Raw genomic sequence first — 18,736 nt, 5'->3', positions numbered from 1 at the left:
CCGCGTGCTGGCGTGTTGCATGCTGCGTGGGCGGAGCCAGCGATGAGAATTGCTATTAACGGCTATGGCCGTATCGGGCGTTCTTTTGTGCGTGCTCTGGCCGAGCGTGAAGGCGCAGGGTGGCAAGCGCCGTTTACGTTGGCGGCGATCAATGACAAGGGCCGCCCGGAAGACCTGCTTTACCTGACCCGCTACGACACGACCCACGGGCGGTTGGCGGAGCCGGCAGAGTTGATCGAAGGCATGCTGCGCATCGGCAATCAGGCTCCCATGCTGTTGGAGCAACCCAAACCGGAGTTGTTGCCCTGGGGGGACCTGGGGGTGGATCTGGTGCTGGAATGCTCTGGCCATTTTCGCAGCCATGCCGGGGCGTCCCGCCATCTGCAGGCCGGGGCCCAAAAAGTGATTATCGGTGCGGTGCCGTTTGATCAGGCGGATCAGGTGGTGGTGTATGGCGTCAACCACGAAGACGTTCGCGACGATAGCCGGGTGCTGTCGGCGGCATCCTGCACCACGCATTGTATTGCGCCGCTGTTGCAGCGGCTGGATGAGCAGTACGGCATCCAGCAAGTGCTGATGAAAGAAATCCACGCCTACACCTCGGACCAGACCCTGCTGGACCATGTCCACCGGGATCCGCGCCGGGGCCGGGCCGGGGCGCAGAACATCGTGCCTACCACCAGTAGCGCCATTGGTGCGGTGCAGCAGGTGCTGCCGGCGTTGAGTGGGCGCATCAGCGGGGATTCCATTCGGGTGCCCACGCTGAATGTGGCCATGGTGGAGTTGACCCTGCGACTGGAACAGATACCGGATGAGGACAGTCTGAACCAGTGGCTGTATCAGCAGGCAACGGCGTCTGCGGGCCTGATTGGCTACAATGACGCCCCATTGGTCAGCGCGGATTTCAATCACCGCCCGGAATCCGCCATCGTCGACGTAACCCAGACCCGGGTGCAGGGCGACATGGTGCAGGTGGTGGCCTGGTACGACAACGAATGGGGCTATGCCAACCGGTTGTTGGACTGGGTGAGCGAATTGGCTTTGAACAAGGCTGGAAGCTCGAAGCTGGGCGCCTGACGTGTTGCTTTCGCGTTCGGCGTCAGGCGTGTTGCGTCTGGCAGAATTTAATGAGGTAAGAGAACGATGAATTTCAAACGCATGACCGACCTGGATCTGGCAGGCAAGCGCGTTCTGATCCGTGAAGACCTGAACGTGCCGGTGAAAGACGGCAAGGTCACCAGTGATGCGCGTATCCGTGCTTCCCTTCCGACCATCGAGCATGCGCTGAAGGCGGGTGCCAAGGTGATGCTGATGTCGCATCTCGGCCGCCCCACTGAAGGGGAGTACGCAGAGGAATTTTCTCTGCAGCCGGTGGCGGAGCATCTGGGTGGCCTGCTCGGTCGTGACGTGCCGCTGGTAAAGGACTGGCTGGATGGCGTGGATGTGGACGCCGGTCAGGTGGTGCTGTGCGAAAACGTTCGTTTTAATAAAGGCGAAAAGAAAGACGACGAAACGCTGTCACAAAAAATGGCGGCGCTGTGTGATATCTATGTGATGGATGCCTTTGGTACTGCGCACCGTGCTCAGGCGTCTACCCATGGTGTGGGCAAGTTCGCGCCAGTGGCCTGCGCGGGCCCGCTGCTGGCCAATGAGCTGGACGCACTGGGCAAGGCATTGGATGCGCCGCAAAAACCGCTGGTGGCCATCGTTGGTGGCTCCAAAGTATCCACCAAGCTGGAAGTGCTTGAGTCTCTGTCTGATAAAGTGGATCAGCTGGTCGTTGGCGGCGGTATTGCCAACACCTTTCTGGCGGCTGCCGGTCACCCGGTGGGCAAGTCATTGTATGAAAAGGACCTGATCCCGGCAGCGCAGAAAATCGCCGAGAAAGTGCATATTCCTATTCCGGTTGACGTGGTAACAGCCAAGGAATTTGCCGAGAGCGCTGAAGCGGTGGTCAAGAAAGTGGAAGACGTGGCTGACGACGACATGATTCTCGATGTGGGCCCGCAGACTGCGCACATCGTGGCGGCGTTGATGAAAGAAGCGCAAACCATTATCTGGAACGGCCCGGTGGGCGTGTTCGAGTTTGATCAGTTTGGCGAAGGTACCCGTGAAATGGCGTTGGCCATTGCCGACTCGGATGCCTTTTCCATTGCCGGCGGTGGCGACACCCTGGCGGCGGTGGACAAGTACGGCATCACCGATGATGTCAGCTATATCTCCACCGGCGGCGGCGCCTTCCTGGAATTTGTGGAAGGTAAAGTGCTGCCGGCGGTGGCCATGCTCGAGGCACGGGCGAAGGATTGATTAAACGCCTGATGCTGGACGCCAGATGCCTGACGCTAAAACCCGCAGGCATCAAGCGTCAGGCCTTTGGCGTCAGGCTGCAATGGACGAAGTATAGGCGGTGCGGCGCACCGCAAACGGATAACGAAGGGGAAACACCATGGCACTAGTAAGCATGCGACAGCTGCTGGATCACGCTGCCGAGTTCGGCTACGGCGTACCGGCCTATAACGTGAACAACGTGGAACAGATGCGCGCCATCATGGAAGCCGCAGATAAAACCAATTCCCCGGTCATCGTGCAGGCGTCCGCTGGCGCGCGCAAATACGCCGGCGCGCCTTTCCTGCGTCACTTGATTCTGGCGGCCACGGAAGAGTTTCCACACATTCCTGTGGTGATGCATCAGGATCACGGTACCAGCCCGTCCGTGTGTCAGCGTTCCATTCAGCTGGGCTTTTCTTCAGTGATGATGGACGGTTCACTGGGTGAAGACGGCAAGACCCCCACCGATTACGACTACAACGTGGATGTGACCCGTCGCACCGTGGACATGGCGCATGCCTGTGGCGTTTCCGTGGAAGGCGAGCTGGGTTGTCTTGGTTCACTGGAAACCGGTGAAGCCGGCGAAGAAGACGGCATTGGCGCAGAGGGTAAGCTGACCCACGAGCAAATGCTTACCGATCCGGAAGAAGCGGCGGATTTTGTACAGAAAACCAAGGTGGATGCCCTGGCCATTGCCATCGGTACCAGCCATGGCGCGTATAAATTCACTCGCCCGCCCACCGGCGACATTCTTGCTATCGAGCAGATCAAGGCGATTCACAAGCGTATCCCGGACACCCATCTGGTGATGCACGGTTCCTCGTCTGTGCCGCAGGACTGGTTGGCCATCATCAATGAATTCGGTGGTGAAATTCCGGAAACCTACGGGGTGCCGGTGGAAGAAATCCAGGAAGGCATCAAACACGGCGTGCGCAAGGTCAACATCGATACGGACCTGCGTCTGGCGTCCACCGGGGCGATCCGTCGTTTCCTGGCCCAGAACCCGGCTGAGTTTGATCCGCGTAAATATTTGAAAGAGTCCATCACTGCCATGCGCGATATCTGTATGGCTCGCTATGAAGCCTTTGGGACGGCGGGTCATGCGGACAAGATCAAGCCGATCAGCCTGGAGACCATGTTCCAGCGCTATGAATCCGGTGATCTGGACCCGCGGGTTAAATAACAGACGCAGTACGCTTCACGCTGCAGGCAACACGCCGAAAAACAAAAGGCCGCGCCCAATTGGGTGCGGCCTTTTGTTTTTCGGCGTCGCTACCAAGCGGCTTTGGTGGGTACCATGCCGCTCTAATCCGCGAGGCCCTTTTTTACCGGCTGGCTTCAATCCTGATGCCATCGCTGCCGGTCAGAATCAGATGCCCCTGCTTGTTAAGCTTGGCGTGATTGATGCCCTTGAGGGCATCCACAAATTGCCGCTCCATGTCCATCAGTGGGGGCGGGCAGGCTTTCATGGTCATGCCACCGGTCTGGATGGTGAAGCTGTCCTTGCTCTGCACATAACTGGCCATGTAGTTATTGCAGGCGGCCTTGCCAGCCAATTGTCCGGGCTGATGAAAATTCAGCGTGAGGGTGGCATCGCCTGTGGATTCACCGTTGAGGGATGTGACGGACCAAGCATCTCCCCGTAACTGATTTTCTTCGATCATGGTGTGCGCCCCGCTGGTGGGTTGGCCGGTGCAGGCAGCCAGTGCCAGTACGGTACCGGTCAGCAGAAGAGAGAGACGGAATGTGTTCATGGTGGGTCCTTGTGGTTCGCAATGGTTCTTTAGCCGTTAGTCTGCGTGCCGACCGATATGGTTCCCGCATTGTGGTCAACTTGATCTGGAGCAAGGTTGGCGCCATTGGCATGGCTACGCGCGTTGACTGCTTGTGGGGGAAGAGGACAATGCACTGAATCCTCTCTTCTCTGATCGCAATAATGGCGGGCCATGCTGAATACATTGCTGGAATTTTATATTGAGCACCAGTGGTTGGCGTTGCCGCTGGCCATGTTGTCTGCGGTGGGGGTGGGCATATTGTGGATGGGCTGGCTCAGTCTGATGCTGACAGCATTCGGTCAGCGGCGCTGGCTATGGGGATTTGCGATTTTGCTGCTGCCCGTGCCGGCGTCTCCGTGTTTTGCGCTGCGTCACCCGACGCTGAACCCCTGGGCCAATCGGCTGGTGTTATGGGGGCTGCTGCTGGCGCTGCCGATCCTGATGTTAACCGGCTGGTGGGGCTGGCTGGCATTGACTCAGGCAGCGCCCGCCGCCTGATCAGTCTTCGTGGTTTGTCAGCCAGTGTGCCGGCCGGTCCGGCTTGGCATAGCTCAGACGGCCGATACGTTGGCTGCGGTGGTAGCTGTCCAGTCCCGACAGGGCCACCGTCCCGGCCCGTTCAATATCCACAAAGCCATCATTGCCCAGCACCTCGTCGGGTAGCAGGATATGTTCGATGGCACCGATCACCAGCACGGTGTTGTTCACCGCCAGGGTTTGCACTTCTCTCACCGCCATACCCAGTTTTATCCGCGCTTGCGCCACGAAGGGGGCGGAAAAGTCGGGAAGATAGGTCGAGCGTAGCCTGGTAGCAGCGAACTCGGAGATCTCCCGAGGATAACGAGCGGCGGTCTGGTGAGCAGCTTCAAGGATGTCAGCATGGACCTGGTTGAGCGTATAAACGCCCGTGTCTTGCAGGTATTCCAGGCTATGCCGATCCACCGAATGCGGACGCAGAATCATCCCCATCAAGGCCGGGTCGGCCCCGAGATGAAAACAGGAGCCAACCATGGCCAGGTTTTCCTGCCCGCTCTTGGAGCGGGTGCCCACCAGGTTGGCGCTTTTGAAGCCGGACAGGCTATTGACCAGATTGACCCGCTCCCCGCGGGGCAAATCCTTGAGTGTATCGGCTGTCAGATGCATGGTGTGATTCCTCCCAGGCCCGTATTATCGGCAGGTGCCGTGAGTAAACCGTGGAGACCCGTTACCGGCTATGGCAAACCCTTTCGATCGCGATCAGATTATTCAGCAGTGGCAGCCCTTGAATTGGGAGGCTTTCGACCCGCTGAGTGAATCCAGCCAGCGCTATGTGGCGTACTACGGTCTCAATTTTGCCGATCGCCTGCCGGACCTGGAACATGGCTTCGGTTATTTCGAGGCGGCGGGGCATATGCTTTCCGTGCATGGCTGGCGACCCAGGCCGCCCCATCAGCCCCGTGGCACGGTGCTGATCTGTCACGGTTACTTTGACCATGTGGGATTGTACCGGCATGTAATCGGTCATGTACTGGAATTGGGTTATGCAGTGCTGGCCTATGATTTGCCGGGCCATGGTCTGAGCACCGGCCCGCAGGCCGTGATCGACGATTTCCGTACCTACCGCGACGTGCTGGAGCAATGTCTGTCACTGGCTACCAATTCTTTTCCCAAGCCCTGGCATGTGATTGCCCAGAGTACCGGCGGTGCCATCGTGATGGATTACCTGGTCAGCCGTGGTGAGGGTGATGAAAACCCTTTTGAGCAGGTCATTCTGCTGGCACCTCTGGTGCGACCGTTCAAGTGGGGAACCGCGCGCTGGTTACACACCGTGGTCAGCCCGTTTGCCAAAACCCTGAAACGGGTTTTTACCATCAATTCCAATGATCCGGATTTTCTCGATTTTCTGGAAAACAGGGATCCGTTGCAGGCGCGGCGTATTTCCGCCATCTGGGTGAGCGCCCTGAAGAAATGGATGCCGGGCTTTGAAAAAGCGTCGCGAATAAAGGTGTCGCCGGTGGTGATTCAGGGGGACAAGGATGAAACGGTTGATTGGCAATACAACCTGGAGATGATCAAGAAAAAATTTGAAAGCCCCGATATTCGTATGCTGCCCGGGGCTCGTCACCAACTTGCCAATGAGAATGAAGCGTTCAGACGTAAAATTTTCGCGATTATTGACGAGTATCTGGCGTAAAGCCATTTTTTTACGCTTTGTTACTTGAGCCCGTTGCAGCTTTGTAACAATGTGGATTCACGGTTCCTGACCAGGGAATTTTGTGTTTTTACAAGGAGTCTATGATGAACAGTAAATGGATGTTGGCCGCTGCTTCCGGTGCGGTCTTGTTGAGTCAGGCTGCCATGGCAGACCTGAATGCAGGCGTCAATGCTGCCGTGAATGCTCAGGCAGATGCCGATGCTGCTGAACAGACTGTTCGTGACCAGCGAGATGCGGCCAAAGCAGATGCCAAGCAGGCAGAAAAAGATGCGCGGGCGCAGCGCGATCAAATGGAGAGCGATGTCAAAGCCCGCCATGACGCGATGAAAGAAGACGCCAAGGCAAAGCGTGATGCCATGAAGGATGACGCAAACGCCATGGGTGATGATGCCCGGGCCAAGCACGAAGCCAACATGAAAAAAATGGAAGAGAACCGTGACGCCGCGCGTCAACGTCATGAAGATGCCATGAATAATGCGCAAGGGGCTGGCGCCAATGCCAACGCTGAAATGAAAGCGGGTGCCGCAGGTGTCAATGCGGAGGCGAAAGCGGATGCCAGGGCGGACGCTGAGAAGAAAGAAAAATCCTGGTATAACTTCTGGGATTAATATTCTTTCCGGGAAAAGAAAAAGGCCGCGATTCGCGGCCTTTTTTTGGTTCTTTTGAGCATTGATTGATGAACCGTTTTTAACGGTTTCTGTCGTCTCAGTATTGGTTCACGGTGCCATTTTCGCCTACCAGCACCACGTCGGCAGGCCGCTTGGCGAACAGGCCATTGGTGACGACGCCGACAATATTGTTGAGCGTGGTTTCCAGTTCAATCGGGTTGGTGATGTCCAGGTTGTGGACGTCCAGAATGATATTGCCGTTGTCCGTAACAAAGCCTTCGCGGTATTCCGGTTGCCCACCCAGTGCGACGAGTTTACGGGCCACATAAGAGCGGGCCATGGGGATCACTTCTACCGGTAGTGGGAACGCGCCGAGGCGTTTCACCTGCTTGGAGGCATCTACAATGCAGATGAATTCCCGTGCTGCGGCGGCGACAATTTTTTCCCGGGTGAGTGCGCCGCCGCCGCCCTTGATCATTTCCCGGTGGCTGTTCACTTCGTCTGCGCCGTCCACATACACCGACAGGTTACCCACGTCATTCAATGAAATGACCTCGATGCCATGCTGTTTGAGCCGCTCGGCGGTTGCGTCCGAGCTGGCTACCGCGCCCTTGATGCGGTCTTTCAGAGAGGCCAGTCCGTCGATAAAGAAGTTGGCGGTGGAGCCGGTGCCCACGCCGATGATTTCCCCTTCGGGGACAAAGCGCAGCGCGGCTTCAGCCACCTGCTTTTTCAGCGCATCCTGATCCATGAGGCTGTCCTGTCGTAGTGTGGGTGTGTGTCGACCGTGAAAGGTGCGCCAATTATAGGCCAGCGGCGCCCCTGACTCGACCCCGACCTATCGCATTTGTGGCGGCCAGCCCCTAGACTATTCCTTTCCCTTCACAGAATGAGCCCGGAACCCTCCATGTTGGACAAATACGTTAAACGGATACTGCAATCCCGCGTCTACGACGTGGCGGTGGAAACTCCCATTCATGCAGCGCCGTTGATTTCCAAACGTATTGGCAACCGGGTGCTGCTCAAGCGTGAAGACCTTCAGCCGGTGTTCTCCTTCAAGCTGCGTGGCGCCTATAACAAGTTGTGTCAGCTAACACAGGAGCAGCTAGCTCGCGGAGTGATCTGCGCTTCGGCGGGCAATCATGCCCAGGGGCTGGCACTGGCCGCGTCGTCCATGGGTATCAAGGCAACCATCGTGATGCCGCGCACCACCCCTGACATCAAGGTCAGTTCCGTGCGTCGCCATGGCGGCAAGGTGGTGCTGCACGGCGACAGTTTTGATGAAGCGCTGGCCCATGCATTGAAGTTGCAGGCCCGCGACAATTTGACCTTTGTTCACCCCTACGATGACCCGGATGTGATTGCCGGGCAGGGCACCGTGGGCATGGAAATTCTGCGCCAGCAAAGTCGCGATCTGGATGCCATTTTCATTCCGGTGGGCGGCGGTGGCCTGGCGGCTGGCGTGGCGGCTTATGTGAAATACGTGCGCCCGGATGTGAAAGTGATCGCCGTAGAGCCGGAGGATGCGGCCTGCCTGAAAGCGGCGCTGGAGAAAAAGCGCCGGGTTACGCTGCCTGAAGTGGGGCTGTTTGCCGACGGCGTGGCGGTGAAACAGATCGGCAAGGAAACCTACAAGGTGCTGCGCGACCACGTGGATGAGGTGATCACCGCCAGCACAGACGAAATCTGTGCGGCCATCAAGGATGCCTTTGAAGATACCCGGGCGATTTGTGAGCCTGCCGGTGCGTTGGCACTGGCCGGTTTGAAAAACTGGGTGGCGAAGCACGATGTGCGTGACCAGACCCTGGTAGCGATTCAAAGTGGCGCCAATGTGAATTTTGACCGCCTGCGTCATGTGTCAGAGCGTGCCGAGTTGGGTGAGCAGCGCGAGGCGATCCTGGCGGTGACCATTCCGGAGAAGCCGGGTGCGTTCCGGGCATTCTGTCAGGCCCTTGGCCGGCGAGGAATCACCGAATTCAACTACCGTTACAGTGATGACCGCGATGCCAATATTTTTGTGGGCATCCAGTTACGCCCGGGCGGTGAGGCGCTGCAGGCGTTGATGAGCGAATTGCAGGAGCGCGGTTATCCGGTGGTGGATATGAGTGGCAACGAAATGGCCAAGCTGCATATCCGCCATTTGGTTGGAGGCCATACCTCACGTCAGGACTTGCAGGAGCGACTGTTTCGGGTGGAATTCCCGGAGCGCCCGGGGGCGTTGATGAAATTTCTGCAGTCGCTGGGCGAAAAATGGAATATCAGCCTGTTCCATTACCGCAACCATGGTGCGGCCTATGGCCGTGTGCTGGTGGGCTTCCAGGTGGAGGAGGGCAAGCAGGCCGGGCTATTGGCCGACCTCAAAAAGGTGCCCTATCCCATGGTGGAAGAAAGCGACAACCCTGCGTACCGGCTATTTTTGAACTAACGCCGGTTTAACCGGTCAGTTAATCGGCGTAGCCGTTGCGGATTTGTCAGTGCTCCTACTTTTCGCCCGATGAGCGCTAACTTGTTGATTTTACATTGTCTTCGGCATGTGGAAGATGTTGGCTTGACGTGGAATGCGCCCTGCGACATTGGAGAGTTAGCGGGGGGTTCTGTTAAGAAGTGTCAGCAAGCAGCGCTAACTGCTTGACTTTACATTTGGAAATGATCAAATTTTGACCCACTTGGCATTTTATGCTGTTGAATCAGACTAAGGTGACAATCTTGTTGATACTTTTGGGTCACTTTTTTCATATTGCTGTACCATTTTGGGGAATAGAACAATGAAGAAAAAGCCGGACGCCCTGGTGCTACTGGCGGTTGTTTTCGGGTTGGGTGTGCTGGTCAGCAGCCTGACTCATGGTGGAAATGAACCGGATTACCAGCGTTACGCTGACAGTGCAGGCATTACCGTTACTCAGACGCAGCAGTAACCACGCTGTCCACCGGTTGGTCCCACGGGGCCACCGGTAGCTCACCTCGCTCCATTTTCTGAAAATCGTACCCGGCGGCCACCAGTCGTGGCCGGCGCGGATGCCGTGCCAGTTGTGCCAGGGTACGATCGTAGTAGCCCCCGCCCATGCCCAGTCGATACCCTGCCTCATCAAATGCCACGGCAGGCAGGATAATCACATCCAGCGCCCACAGGGCCCGTCCGCGGTAGCGCAGGGCGGGTTCGTGAATGCCGTAGGCATTGGGGCGCATGGGGTGATGATGCTGCCAGAGGCGAAATTGCAGGTGTCCGGGGCGCAGGTCGTCAACAAAAGGCAGATAGGTGGAGGCCTGCTGAAAGCGAGGGTGGCGCAGGGCGGGGCGCACATCCAGTTCGCCGTCGTTGGGCAGGTAAATGGCGACGTGGCGGGCAGGACGGTGTTGTATGGCACGGGCCAGTGCGGGGCCGAAACGGGCGCTGGCGCGGCGGCGTTGACCGATGTGCAGGGCGCGGCGGCGCTGTCGGAACTGGCGGCGCAATTGCTGGCGTTGCCGCGTGGTGGGGATTTTCGCGTCAGGCATCCGGCATCCGGCGTCAGGCGATAATAAAGGGTGCTTCCCGGCCCGCCGCTGCGGGTTTGACCCTTGAACCGAAGGTTCAAGGTGGAGGCAGCAGCTTTGCCCTCAGGCTTTCCGCTCAATAGGCGGACATGCACACGGACAAGGCAATTTATGCCCCCGGGTAGTACATTATCGGCAAGGGGACTTGACCCTCTGGCGCACGGGCCAGGAAGCACTTGAGGTCATTATATCAGGGGTGTGGGGGGCGGGTCAGTCTTGACAGGGCAGGGATTTCGTTGGCGTTTACTCGGGGTCGCTGTAGATACCGTCTCTCTCCATACCCTGCAAGTCCTCTCTATGCGACCTGCGGGGTATATTCCTGCTGGTGCTTGATCACACCATAGGCGATTTGCACCATCTTGCGCATGGCGGCAACAACTATCGCCATGCCTGACTTTCCCTTGGCTTCCATGCGCCGCCGTAATGCCCGTATGTCCGGGTTGTACGTGCATGCGGTGACCGCAGCCATATACAGCCTGCCGCGTACGTTGGAGTGCCCCGCTTTGCGGATCCTTGCCGGTTTTCTCGCGTCGCCGGATTCGTTGTGCATCGGCGTTAAGCCCACGAAGGCAGCACACTGCTTGGCCGACTTGAACTGTCGACTGTGTATCAGCGACAACAGCTCCCTGGACATCACATCACCCACCCCCTTGATGCTATCGAGTAAGGCTCGGTCTTTGTTCAGTTGGGGGTGGCCATCAATGTGATCATCGATATCCTGCTTCAGCTTGCGGATCTCTTCCTTTAGCGCTGCAATCATGTCCTTGATAGACGCAATCACCCGGTCGCTGGACTGGTTGAACTCCGCTTTTTCCAGCCTGTTTTCTTCCCGCTGCTGGTCTTTCTCCAGAGCCTCCAGACGAGCGCTCAACGCCCTTAATTGCCTGATCTCCGGCGCTTCCGGCTGCCACTGATGAAGCCGCTCATGCTTCTCCTTCGCGTACAGAGCCAGGCACAGCGAATCGAGCTTGTCTGTCTTACTCAAGAACCCTTCGCTCTTGGCGAAGTCTCGGGTACGCGCCGGGTTCGCCACATACACTTGCATGCCGGCTTCATGGAGGGCATAGGTCAGGTTCTCGTGGTAAACACAGGTGGCTTCCAGCACCACATGGATCTCGGAAGGGTTTGCACCGGTTTGTTTGAGCAACCACTGCACAACGGCCTTTTCCTGGTCTCGCTTATTCTGGAAAACCCGCGTCTTCACCTTCTGGGGCCGGGTTTGGCGTAGCCAAAGCGTGTCGAACTTCTTCTTGCTGACATCAATTCCAACAAACTGCATCTCTCGTGTCTTCCCTTGCTTATGCGGCTTCATCCCGCGGTGGGGAGAGCCCGGATACCGTTCAGATTTAAGAGAATATGGGTCGGAGCCAGATCTACAGCACAGGGTCTATGCCCTCAGGAGTTCCACGGGCTTTAACCCGACCCGTGAGTGCCGGTAGCTAATCAGCACTCATGGAGAGATACAAGGAGTTCCCTTCCAGGGGACGAAGCACGCGTCAGCGTGGAAATCGCCCGCAGGGCGATCAGAGATGCCGGGGATCGACAGGTCTCTCCAGAAAGGAGAGCGGGTTGGCCGGGCCCCTTCCCTCGCTTGGGCTCGGGTTCGCACCTCGAGAGGTGCTCCTACAGGAGCCTTGTAGAAAGTGAAGTGTGTTGTATTACAGCTTCCGGCGGGCGTCTTCGAAGGCCTGGATTTCATCTTCCAGGCGGCCGAGCAGGGCCTGCACGCGGGCTTCGCTTTCGGAATCCTGGGAGACGCTCTGGCGGGCGCGGAGCAGTTCGTGGCTCATGTTCAGGGCCGTCATGATGGCAATGCGTTCCAGGCCGATCACATTGGCATCACGCACTTCGCGCATCTGTTCGTCCAGATAACGGGCGGCCGCCAGCAGGTTGTCCTGTTCCCCGGCGGGGCAGGCGACGCGATACTCCTTGTCCAGTAGGTGAATTACCAGGGAGTTTTCGTTAGACATTCCGGATTACACCGCATTGGCTGTGGGTCAGAGTCAGGCAGGCGATCACGTTCAGGATTCCTGCTCGAGAGATTTCAGACGCGAGATGATGGCCTCGACTTTACTGCGGGCCGCATCATTTTTTTTCAGTAACTGGGCCCGTTCTTCCACCAGTTTGCTCTCGCGATCTTGCAAGGCCTGGTTCTCTTGACGCAACCGCGCGCTGATGCGCAGCAGGTCATCGACTCGGGCTTCCAGTTGCCTCAGTTGTTGTTCCGTCGTCATGGCAAAATGGTCGCTGTTCGCCTAAGGTAGCTCCCCTGCACCTTACCGGTATTTTCCGGTGATGGCGCCCCCACCCGGATTGCAGGCTTTTTGTACTATAGGTGTGGGGTCTGTAAGGGTCAATGAAATTCAAGTGTGATAGCCACTTAGCACACACTTCTCAGGTAATCCCCAACTCTGCTTCCCGGGGCCGCCGCGCCAGCGGATCACCGGCTGTTGAAAACGGAAAGACGCATGTCCAACGATATTGATTTTGAGGTTCTCGTCCAGGGGCTGGCTGCGGCTGGCGTAAAGCATTCTCCCAGTGAATTGCAGGGGGTGATTGCCGGCCTGCTGGCCACCGGGCACGGCGGCCACAATGAGGAACTGCTTGGGGTGCTGGCTGCCCACGTGGATATGCCGGAGGGTTTCGGTGCCGAGATGAATGGTGCCTTGCTGACGGTTCGGGATCAGTTACACGGCGGTTATCAGGGCACCGGTCTGGAGCTGAACCTGCTGCTGCCGGCGGATGAGGATGACCTGGGCTTGCGGGTGGCCGCACTGGCCCAGTGGAGCGAAGGCTTTCTGGTGGGTTTCGGTACCGGCTCGGCCAACACCCACGACAAGGACCTGTCGCCGGGCGTGCAGGAAGCCCTGTCAGATCTGGCGGCGATCAGCCAGGTGGCCACGCCGGATGATGACGGCGACGCCGAGGAAGACATGTTCGAGCAGGTGGCCGAGCACTGCCGGATGTCGGCCTTGATGATTTACACTGAGCTGGTCATGCGCCATCAGGGCAAGCCGGATGCGGCCCCGGCGGATAAAACACCGCCAACCCGCCATTAAGTGGTGGGGACCAGGCGTTTGGTTTTTTGCGTGAGTTACGTGAAGCGTGCCGCCTGTTGCGTTATTAAGGAGTCGTTTTGAGTATCAGTCGCCAGGAATTCGCCCGTCGTCGTCAGGAACTGATGACCATCATGGGGCCCAACAGCATTGCTATTCTGCCCGCCGCCCCGGAGCGCACCCGCAACCGGGACGTGGAATACCCCTACCGGCAGAACAGCGATTTCTGGTATCTCACCGGTTTTGCAGAGCCGGAAGCGGTGATGGTGCTGCTGCCGGGGCGGGAGCATGGTGAGTACGTGCTGTTCTGTCGCGACCGCGATCGCACCATGGAAATCTGGAATGGCTACCGCGCCGGGCCGGAAGGTGCGGTATCCGAATACGATGCGGACGATGCATTCCCGATCAGCGATATTGATGAAATTCTCCCGGGCCTGATCGAAGGCAGCGAGCGGGTCTATTACGATCTGGGCCACGACAGCGAATTCGACCGGCGCCTGATGGGCTGGGTCAACAGTATCCGCGAACGAGTGCGCAGTGGCGCGCATCCGCCGGGTGAATTCGTGGCGCTGGCCCATCATCTGCACGACCTGCGGCTGTTCAAATCCGCCGCCGAAGGCAAGCTGATGCGCAAGGCGGCCAGCATTTCTGCCGGCGCCCATGTGCGCGCCATGCAGGCGGTCAAACCGGGCATGATGGAATACCAGCTGGAAGCAGAATACATCCACGAATTCATGCGCCACGGTTCGCGCAGCCCGGCCTACCCGAGCATCGTCGGTGGCGGCGCCAATAGCTGCATTCTTCATTACATCGAAAACACCGGAAAGCTGAAAGCCGGTGATCTGGTGCTGGTGGATGCCGGTTGCGAGCTGGAACACTATGCATCCGATATTACCCGTACCTTTCCGGTGAATGGCACATTCAGCAAGCCTCAGCAGGCGCTGTATGAGTTGGTGCTGGCCAGCCAGTATGCGGCCATCGAAGCCACCCACCCGGACAACCACTGGAACGTGCCCCACGAGCAGGTGGTGAATATCCTGACTCAGGGGTTGATCGACCTGGGTCTGTTGAAAGGGGAATTCAACGAGCTGGTGGAAACGGAAGGCTACCGACAATTCTTCATGCACCGCACCGGCCATTGGCTGGGTCTGGATGTGCATGACGTGGGTGATTACCGCATTCAGGAACAATGGCGCCAACTGGAGCCGGGCATGGCGCTGACCGTGGAGCCGGGGCTCTATGTGGCGCCGGATGACACCACGGTGGACGAGCAATGGCGGGGCATTGGCATCCGCATCGAGGATGATGTGCTGGTGACCAAAACCGGCTGCGAAGTGCTTAGTCACGAGGTGCCGAAGGACGTGGCGGAGATCGAAAAGGTAATGAAGGGCAGTCGCGAGTAACGAGTGCCGAGTATCGAAAACCCTGGGCGTTATGTTTTTCGTAACTCGGCCCTTTGGTGATGTGCGCCTCACGTGGCGCTCCTACAGCGAAAATGGACGTTGGAATGACGCAACAGCCTTTGGTGATTGTTGGCGGCGGTATGGCCGGGGCCTTGTTGGCGTTGTTGTTGCGTCGCCACGGTGCCGAGTCGGTGGTGCTGATTGAAAGTCATCCGCTGTCCCTGCCGGATGCTCCCCCCCTGACACCCAGTTTTGATGCCCGCAGCACGGCCTTGTCCGCGGGGACGTTGGCGGTGCTGGATGATCTCGGTCTTGGCAATGCCGTTCGTGAGCACGCGGCCGCTATCGGTACGGTGCATGTGTCGCGACAATCCCACCTCGGTATGACTCGCATGTCCGCCGTGGAAGAAGGGGTGGAGCAGTTGGGCGCCGTAGTGGAAAATCGCTGGTTGGGTTTTGTGTTGCTCGGCGCCCTGTTTGCGGATAAGGGCATTGAGGTGCGGGCGCCGGATACCTTGTCGGGTATTCGCCGGCAAGAGGGCGGTTACCAGGTCGCTCTGGCCAGTGGCGAGATGCTGGAGACGCCGCTGTTGATCGCCGCCGACGGCGCCCGGTCCAAGACCCGGGAGTGGTTGGGTATCAGCGCTCGGGATCATGACACTGGTCACGATGCCTTGATCGCTAACCTGTCTTTGAAAGCGTCGCACAACGGCATCGCTTACGAACGTTTCCTGAATGACGGACCACTGGCTCTGTTGCCGCTGCCCGATCAGCGCATGGCGCTGGTGTGGACCGGCCCGCGGGCACAGGTGAATCAGTGGATGGCGCTGACGGATAATGAAGCGCTGGCGCAGCTGCAGGGCCGTTGTCCGGCGGACGCGCCACGCCTTGGTGGTATCGGTGAGCGCCAGCGCTACCCGTTGATACTCACCGATGCCTGTGCCCAGGTGGTGCCCCATGGGGTGGTGGTCGGTAATGCCGCTCACACCCTGCACCCGGTTGCCGGGCAAGGCTTTAATCTGGCGGTGCGGGATCTGCTGGCGCTGGCGCAGACCGTGGGCGGCAATCCCGACCCCGGTAGCCTGGCAACCCTGCAGGCCTATGCGCAAAAGCGGGAAAAGGACCAGGCTCTTATCGGCCAGGCATCCCGTTGGGTGCCGGAATTGTTCCGGGTGCAGCAGCCGCTGTTTGCGCACAGTCGCCAGTTGGGATTGGTAGCCATGGATATTTTGCCGGGTCTGCGCAGCGGTTTTGCGAAGCGGGCCATGGGGCTTTAAGGACAGTGAATAGTTAACCGTTAATAGCGAAAACCATGCTACGAAGCTGCTGTAGGAGCGCCGCTTGAGGCGCGAAGCGTTTGCAGCTGCTTCGGTGCTTGATACCGGCAGGCTAACGATGCAAATGCAGCAACGTGGGTTAAAGATCGTGGACATTCGCGCCTCAAGCGGCGCTCCTACATATCAACAGCGAGCATCGACCTTTGAAGAATGCGCCCATGACAGAACAGGTTGATCAACAACACATCATCATCGTTGGCGGTGGCATGACCGGTGGGTTGCTGGCGGTGCTGTTGGCGGAGCAAGGGTTGAAGGTGACCGTGCTGGACGGCGCGCCTGCCCCGGTTATGCCGCAGGGCAATGCGCAGTTGCGGGTGTCCACGCTCACCGAGGCCAGCCATTGGCTGCTGCGCAATACCGGGGTGTGGGATTATCTGGATGCGTCGCGGGTGCAGTCCTACAGTGCGATGCAGGTGTGGGATCAGGATGGTACCGGCGACGTGCTGTTTCAGGCGGAGGACGTGGGTGCCGAAAGCCTGGGCTGGTTGCTGGAGAACGGTCACCTGGCCGCTGCGTTGTACCAGAAAGCAGCTGCCTTGCCGACGCTGGACTGGCAATGCGGCGTGCAGGTGGATGCCCTGCGTCGTGATGCCGGCAGCGGACAATGGACGGTGCGCAGTGGCGATGCCTGCTGGCAGGCAGACCTGCTGGTGGGTGCAGACGGTGCGCGTTCGCAGGTGCGCGAGCAGGCGGGCATCAGTGGTGGCCCGCGTGACAGTGGCCATCATGCATTGGTGGCCACCATCGCCACCGCGCAGCCCCATGGCGCTTGTGCCCGGCAGGTCTTTATGGAAAGTGGGCCGTTGGCGTTGTTGCCGTTATTCACGGACGCGAAGCAAGGGGATCAGCGGCAATGTTCCATCGTCTGGTCCGGCTGGCCGGAACGGGTTGCGGAACTGCGTGACAAGGATGCGGTCTCTTTTGCGGCAGAATTGCAGGCCGCCGTGGGTGACGCCCTGGGGCCGGTGACCCTGCTCAGCGAACGGGCGGTATTTCCGATTCAAGAGCGTCACGCCAGCCAGTATGTATCGGCGGGGCTGGCGCTGGTGGGTGATGCTGCGCATGTGATACACCCATTGGCCGGGCAAGGTGTGAACCTGGGCTTGCTGGATGCAGCAGTGCTGGCAGAAGAAGTTGTCCGGGCCTGTGAGCAAGGGCGAAGCTGCGCGGATCCCAGTGCGCTGGCGCGTTACCAGCGCCGCCGTCGCGGTGAAAACTTGCTGATGCAGAATGCCATGCGCGGGTTCCAGTCCCTGTTCGAGCAGCGTGCCATGCCGGTGCGCTGGTTGCGCAACACGGGTATGCGTTGGGTGAATCAGGCCGCTCCGGTGAAAGGGTTTTTCGCCCGTCAGGCCATGGGGCGCACCATGGACTTGCCGGCCCGGGCAAAGTCGCCAGCGTTTGATGCTAGAGATGGCTCACGTTAGCTGCCATACTGGCAGAAGTTAAGAATCATTCTTGTTTGCGAATAATTGGAGCGAATGGATATGCGCGTGTTTGGCATCATAGTTGGCGCCTTGGTTATGGCGTCTGGCCTGTGGGGGTGTTCCGAACCGGCCGCCGATGAAGAGCTGGTGGTGTATACCTCCCGAAACGATCACCTGATCAAACCGGTGTTTGATGCCTACACCGAAGCCACCGGTGTGCGGATTCGGTATATCACCGACAACGCGTCAGCACTTACCGCCCGTTTGCAGGCAGAAGGCGAACGCTCCCCGGCGGATATGCTGATTACGGTGGATGCCGGTAATCTGTGGAATGCGGCAGAAAAAGGCCTGCTCAGCCCGGTGGAATCCGTGGTGCTGAAAAACAATGTGCCCGATGCGCTCACCGACCCGAAAAAGCAATGGTACGGCCTGACCGTGCGCGCCCGCACCTTGGTGTATTCCAAGGACCGGCTACAGCCCAGTGAGCTGTCTACCTACGAAGACCTGGCCGATCCGAAATGGAAAGGCCGTTTGTGCTTGCGCACCTCCAAGAAGGTTTATAACCAGTCTTTGGTGGCAACCATGATTGAGCGCCTGGGCGAAGAAAAGGCGGAGGAAGTTGTGCGCGGCTGGGTGGCGAATCTGGCCACGGATGTGTTCTCCAACGACACCGCGTTGATGGAAGCCATTGTTGCCGGTCAATGTGATGTTGGTATCGTTAATACCTACTACTACGGTCGCATGAAGCGGGATAACCCGCAGCTGCCACTGGGGCTATTCTGGGCCAACCAGGAGTCCAGCGGCGTGCACGTGAACATTTCCGGTGCCGGGGTTACGGTGAATGCACCGCACCCGGAAAAAGCCAAGGCTTTGCTGGAGTGGATGACCCAGCCTGCCGCCCAGCAATTGCTGGCTGATCGCAACCTGGAATACCCGGTGAATGCGTCGGTGAAACCGCCGGAAGAAGTACGCTCCTGGGGTGAGTTCAAGTCTGATGATCTGAACGTGAGTGTGGCCGGCGCCCTCCAGGTGGAGGCGGTGAAACTGATGGACCGCGCTGGATACCGCTAACCG

The 18,736-nt window shown here is 58.6% G+C and carries 20 protein-coding genes and 1 other RNA gene; 13 read left to right on the top strand and 8 right to left on the bottom strand.

What is annotated here, in order from left to right:
* The first annotated feature begins 42 nt into the window (after window positions 1–42).
* The 3 genes from CL546_RS00460 (at window position 43) to fba (ending at window position 3,511) form a co-directional block, all read left to right on the top strand.
* Window positions 43–1,077: a type I glyceraldehyde-3-phosphate dehydrogenase gene (locus CL546_RS00460; RefSeq protein WP_290492328.1), complete on the top strand. Its 1,035-nt coding sequence runs from the start codon at window positions 43–45 to the stop codon at window positions 1,075–1,077.
* 66 nt (window positions 1,078–1,143) lie between these two features.
* The gene (locus CL546_RS00455) at window positions 1,144–2,307 is read left to right on the top strand and encodes a phosphoglycerate kinase (RefSeq protein WP_290492327.1); all 1,164 of its coding nucleotides are present in this window, start codon (window positions 1,144–1,146) and stop codon (window positions 2,305–2,307) included.
* A 139-nt stretch (window positions 2,308–2,446) separates the two neighbouring features.
* Window positions 2,447–3,511, top strand: coding sequence for a class II fructose-bisphosphate aldolase (fba, locus tag CL546_RS00450; protein WP_290492326.1), 1,065 nt, complete (start codon window positions 2,447–2,449; stop codon window positions 3,509–3,511).
* Window positions 3,512–3,653: 142 nt separating this feature from the next.
* Here the strand turns inward: fba and CL546_RS00445 are convergent, their stop codons facing one another.
* Window positions 3,654–4,082, bottom strand: coding sequence for an META domain-containing protein (locus tag CL546_RS00445; RefSeq protein ID WP_290492325.1), 429 nt, complete (start codon window positions 4,080–4,082; stop codon window positions 3,654–3,656).
* Window positions 4,083–4,274: 192 nt separating this feature from the next.
* On the opposite strand from CL546_RS00445, the gene CL546_RS00440 reads away from it, so the two are divergent.
* Window positions 4,275–4,601, top strand: coding sequence for a hypothetical protein (locus CL546_RS00440; RefSeq protein WP_290492324.1), 327 nt, complete (start codon window positions 4,275–4,277; stop codon window positions 4,599–4,601).
* Here CL546_RS00440 and CL546_RS00435 read toward each other — a convergent pair whose 3' ends face one another.
* Window positions 4,602–5,246: a flavin reductase family protein gene (locus CL546_RS00435; RefSeq protein ID WP_290492323.1), complete on the bottom strand. Its 645-nt coding sequence runs from the start codon at window positions 5,244–5,246 to the stop codon at window positions 4,602–4,604.
* A 70-nt stretch (window positions 5,247–5,316) separates the two neighbouring features.
* On the opposite strand from CL546_RS00435, the gene CL546_RS00430 reads away from it, so the two are divergent.
* Window positions 5,317–6,276, top strand: a complete 960-nt coding sequence (locus CL546_RS00430; RefSeq protein WP_155131689.1) for an alpha/beta hydrolase — start codon at window positions 5,317–5,319, stop codon at window positions 6,274–6,276.
* 104 nt (window positions 6,277–6,380) lie between these two features.
* Complete coding sequence (locus tag CL546_RS00425; RefSeq protein ID WP_290492322.1) at window positions 6,381–6,905, top strand: hypothetical protein; 525 nt, start codon at window positions 6,381–6,383, stop codon at window positions 6,903–6,905.
* Window positions 6,906–7,002: 97 nt separating this feature from the next.
* Here CL546_RS00425 and rpiA read toward each other — a convergent pair whose 3' ends face one another.
* Window positions 7,003–7,656, bottom strand: a complete 654-nt coding sequence (gene rpiA, locus CL546_RS00420; protein ID WP_290492321.1) for a ribose-5-phosphate isomerase RpiA — start codon at window positions 7,654–7,656, stop codon at window positions 7,003–7,005.
* Window positions 7,657–7,794: 138 nt separating this feature from the next.
* On the opposite strand from rpiA, the gene ilvA reads away from it, so the two are divergent.
* Entirely contained in the window at window positions 7,795–9,330 is a 1,536-nt protein-coding gene (gene ilvA, locus CL546_RS00415) for a threonine ammonia-lyase, biosynthetic (protein ID WP_290492320.1), read from the top strand.
* Window positions 9,331–9,670: 340 nt separating this feature from the next.
* Window positions 9,671–9,820 carry a hypothetical protein gene (locus tag CL546_RS00410; protein ID WP_155131698.1) on the top strand — a complete coding sequence of 50 codons (150 nt, stop codon included), beginning with the start codon at window positions 9,671–9,673 and terminating at the stop codon, window positions 9,818–9,820.
* On the opposite strand, the gene CL546_RS00405 is transcribed toward CL546_RS00410, so the two are convergent.
* From CL546_RS00405 to CL546_RS00385, 5 genes are all read right to left on the bottom strand, one after another.
* Entirely contained in the window at window positions 9,801–10,400 is a 600-nt protein-coding gene (locus tag CL546_RS00405; RefSeq protein WP_290492319.1) for a 5-formyltetrahydrofolate cyclo-ligase, read from the bottom strand. The two genes, CL546_RS00410 and CL546_RS00405, sit on opposite strands and share 20 nt — an antisense overlap.
* A 30-nt stretch (window positions 10,401–10,430) precedes the next feature.
* A non-coding RNA gene (ssrS, locus tag CL546_RS00400) (6S RNA) lies at window positions 10,431–10,614 on the bottom strand.
* Between the two features lie 120 nt (window positions 10,615–10,734).
* A complete protein-coding gene (locus tag CL546_RS00395) occupies window positions 10,735–11,718 on the bottom strand; it encodes an IS110 family RNA-guided transposase (protein ID WP_290492318.1) in 984 nt (327 codons plus the stop codon).
* Between the two features lie 379 nt (window positions 11,719–12,097).
* Entirely contained in the window at window positions 12,098–12,409 is a 312-nt protein-coding gene (locus CL546_RS00390) for a cell division protein ZapA (RefSeq protein WP_007149380.1), read from the bottom strand.
* 51 nt (window positions 12,410–12,460) lie between these two features.
* Window positions 12,461–12,673, bottom strand: coding sequence for a TIGR02449 family protein (locus CL546_RS00385; RefSeq protein WP_290492317.1), 213 nt, complete (start codon window positions 12,671–12,673; stop codon window positions 12,461–12,463).
* Between the two features lie 234 nt (window positions 12,674–12,907).
* On the opposite strand from CL546_RS00385, the gene CL546_RS00380 reads away from it, so the two are divergent.
* The 5 genes from CL546_RS00380 to CL546_RS00360 all read left to right on the top strand — a co-directional run bounded on the left by CL546_RS00380 (window position 12,908) and on the right by CL546_RS00360 (window position 18,733).
* The gene (locus tag CL546_RS00380) at window positions 12,908–13,498 is read left to right on the top strand and encodes a UPF0149 family protein (protein WP_290492316.1); all 591 of its coding nucleotides are present in this window, start codon (window positions 12,908–12,910) and stop codon (window positions 13,496–13,498) included.
* A 77-nt stretch (window positions 13,499–13,575) separates the two neighbouring features.
* Window positions 13,576–14,898: a Xaa-Pro aminopeptidase gene (gene pepP / locus CL546_RS00375; protein ID WP_290492315.1), complete on the top strand. Its 1,323-nt coding sequence runs from the start codon at window positions 13,576–13,578 to the stop codon at window positions 14,896–14,898.
* Between the two features lie 104 nt (window positions 14,899–15,002).
* The gene (locus CL546_RS00370; RefSeq protein ID WP_290492314.1) at window positions 15,003–16,175 is read left to right on the top strand and encodes an FAD-dependent monooxygenase; all 1,173 of its coding nucleotides are present in this window, start codon (window positions 15,003–15,005) and stop codon (window positions 16,173–16,175) included.
* Between the two features lie 218 nt (window positions 16,176–16,393).
* Window positions 16,394–17,662: an FAD-dependent monooxygenase gene (locus tag CL546_RS00365; protein WP_290492313.1), complete on the top strand. Its 1,269-nt coding sequence runs from the start codon at window positions 16,394–16,396 to the stop codon at window positions 17,660–17,662.
* A 60-nt stretch (window positions 17,663–17,722) separates the two neighbouring features.
* Window positions 17,723–18,733, top strand: a complete 1,011-nt coding sequence (locus CL546_RS00360) for an extracellular solute-binding protein (RefSeq protein ID WP_290492354.1) — start codon at window positions 17,723–17,725, stop codon at window positions 18,731–18,733.
* Window positions 18,734–18,736: the final 3 nt, after the last annotated feature.

Origin of the sequence: Alcanivorax sp. (assembly GCF_002726155.1) — a bacterium.
In the GTDB taxonomy this organism is placed as follows: Bacteria; Pseudomonadota; Gammaproteobacteria; order Pseudomonadales; family Alcanivoracaceae; genus Alcanivorax.
The sequence above is the reverse complement of the archived record's forward strand: the minus strand, read 5'-3'. Positions and strand labels throughout refer to the sequence as shown.

Coding starts and splice junctions, on each gene's coding strand:
- CL546_RS00460 (WP_290492328.1), top strand. CDS start 43: ATGAGAATTGCTATTAACGGCTATGGCCGTATCGGGCGTTCTTTTGTG.
- CL546_RS00455 (WP_290492327.1), top strand. CDS start 1,144: ATGAATTTCAAACGCATGACCGACCTGGATCTGGCAGGCAAGCGCGTT.
- fba (WP_290492326.1), top strand. CDS start 2,447: ATGGCACTAGTAAGCATGCGACAGCTGCTGGATCACGCTGCCGAGTTC.
- CL546_RS00445 (WP_290492325.1), bottom strand. CDS start 4,082: ATGAACACATTCCGTCTCTCTCTTCTGCTGACCGGTACCGTACTGGCA.
- CL546_RS00440 (WP_290492324.1), top strand. CDS start 4,275: ATGCTGAATACATTGCTGGAATTTTATATTGAGCACCAGTGGTTGGCG.
- CL546_RS00435 (WP_290492323.1), bottom strand. CDS start 5,246: ATGCATCTGACAGCCGATACACTCAAGGATTTGCCCCGCGGGGAGCGG.
- CL546_RS00430 (WP_155131689.1), top strand. CDS start 5,317: ATGGCAAACCCTTTCGATCGCGATCAGATTATTCAGCAGTGGCAGCCC.
- CL546_RS00425 (WP_290492322.1), top strand. CDS start 6,381: ATGAACAGTAAATGGATGTTGGCCGCTGCTTCCGGTGCGGTCTTGTTG.
- rpiA (WP_290492321.1), bottom strand. CDS start 7,656: ATGGATCAGGATGCGCTGAAAAAGCAGGTGGCTGAAGCCGCGCTGCGC.
- ilvA (WP_290492320.1), top strand. CDS start 7,795: ATGAGCCCGGAACCCTCCATGTTGGACAAATACGTTAAACGGATACTG.
- CL546_RS00410 (WP_155131698.1), top strand. CDS start 9,671: ATGAAGAAAAAGCCGGACGCCCTGGTGCTACTGGCGGTTGTTTTCGGG.
- CL546_RS00405 (WP_290492319.1), bottom strand. CDS start 10,400: ATGCCTGACGCGAAAATCCCCACCACGCGGCAACGCCAGCAATTGCGC.
- CL546_RS00395 (WP_290492318.1), bottom strand. CDS start 11,718: ATGCAGTTTGTTGGAATTGATGTCAGCAAGAAGAAGTTCGACACGCTT.
- CL546_RS00390 (WP_007149380.1), bottom strand. CDS start 12,409: ATGTCTAACGAAAACTCCCTGGTAATTCACCTACTGGACAAGGAGTAT.
- CL546_RS00385 (WP_290492317.1), bottom strand. CDS start 12,673: ATGACGACGGAACAACAACTGAGGCAACTGGAAGCCCGAGTCGATGAC.
- CL546_RS00380 (WP_290492316.1), top strand. CDS start 12,908: ATGTCCAACGATATTGATTTTGAGGTTCTCGTCCAGGGGCTGGCTGCG.
- CL546_RS00370 (WP_290492314.1), top strand. CDS start 15,003: ATGACGCAACAGCCTTTGGTGATTGTTGGCGGCGGTATGGCCGGGGCC.
- CL546_RS00365 (WP_290492313.1), top strand. CDS start 16,394: ATGACAGAACAGGTTGATCAACAACACATCATCATCGTTGGCGGTGGC.
- CL546_RS00360 (WP_290492354.1), top strand. CDS start 17,723: ATGCGCGTGTTTGGCATCATAGTTGGCGCCTTGGTTATGGCGTCTGGC.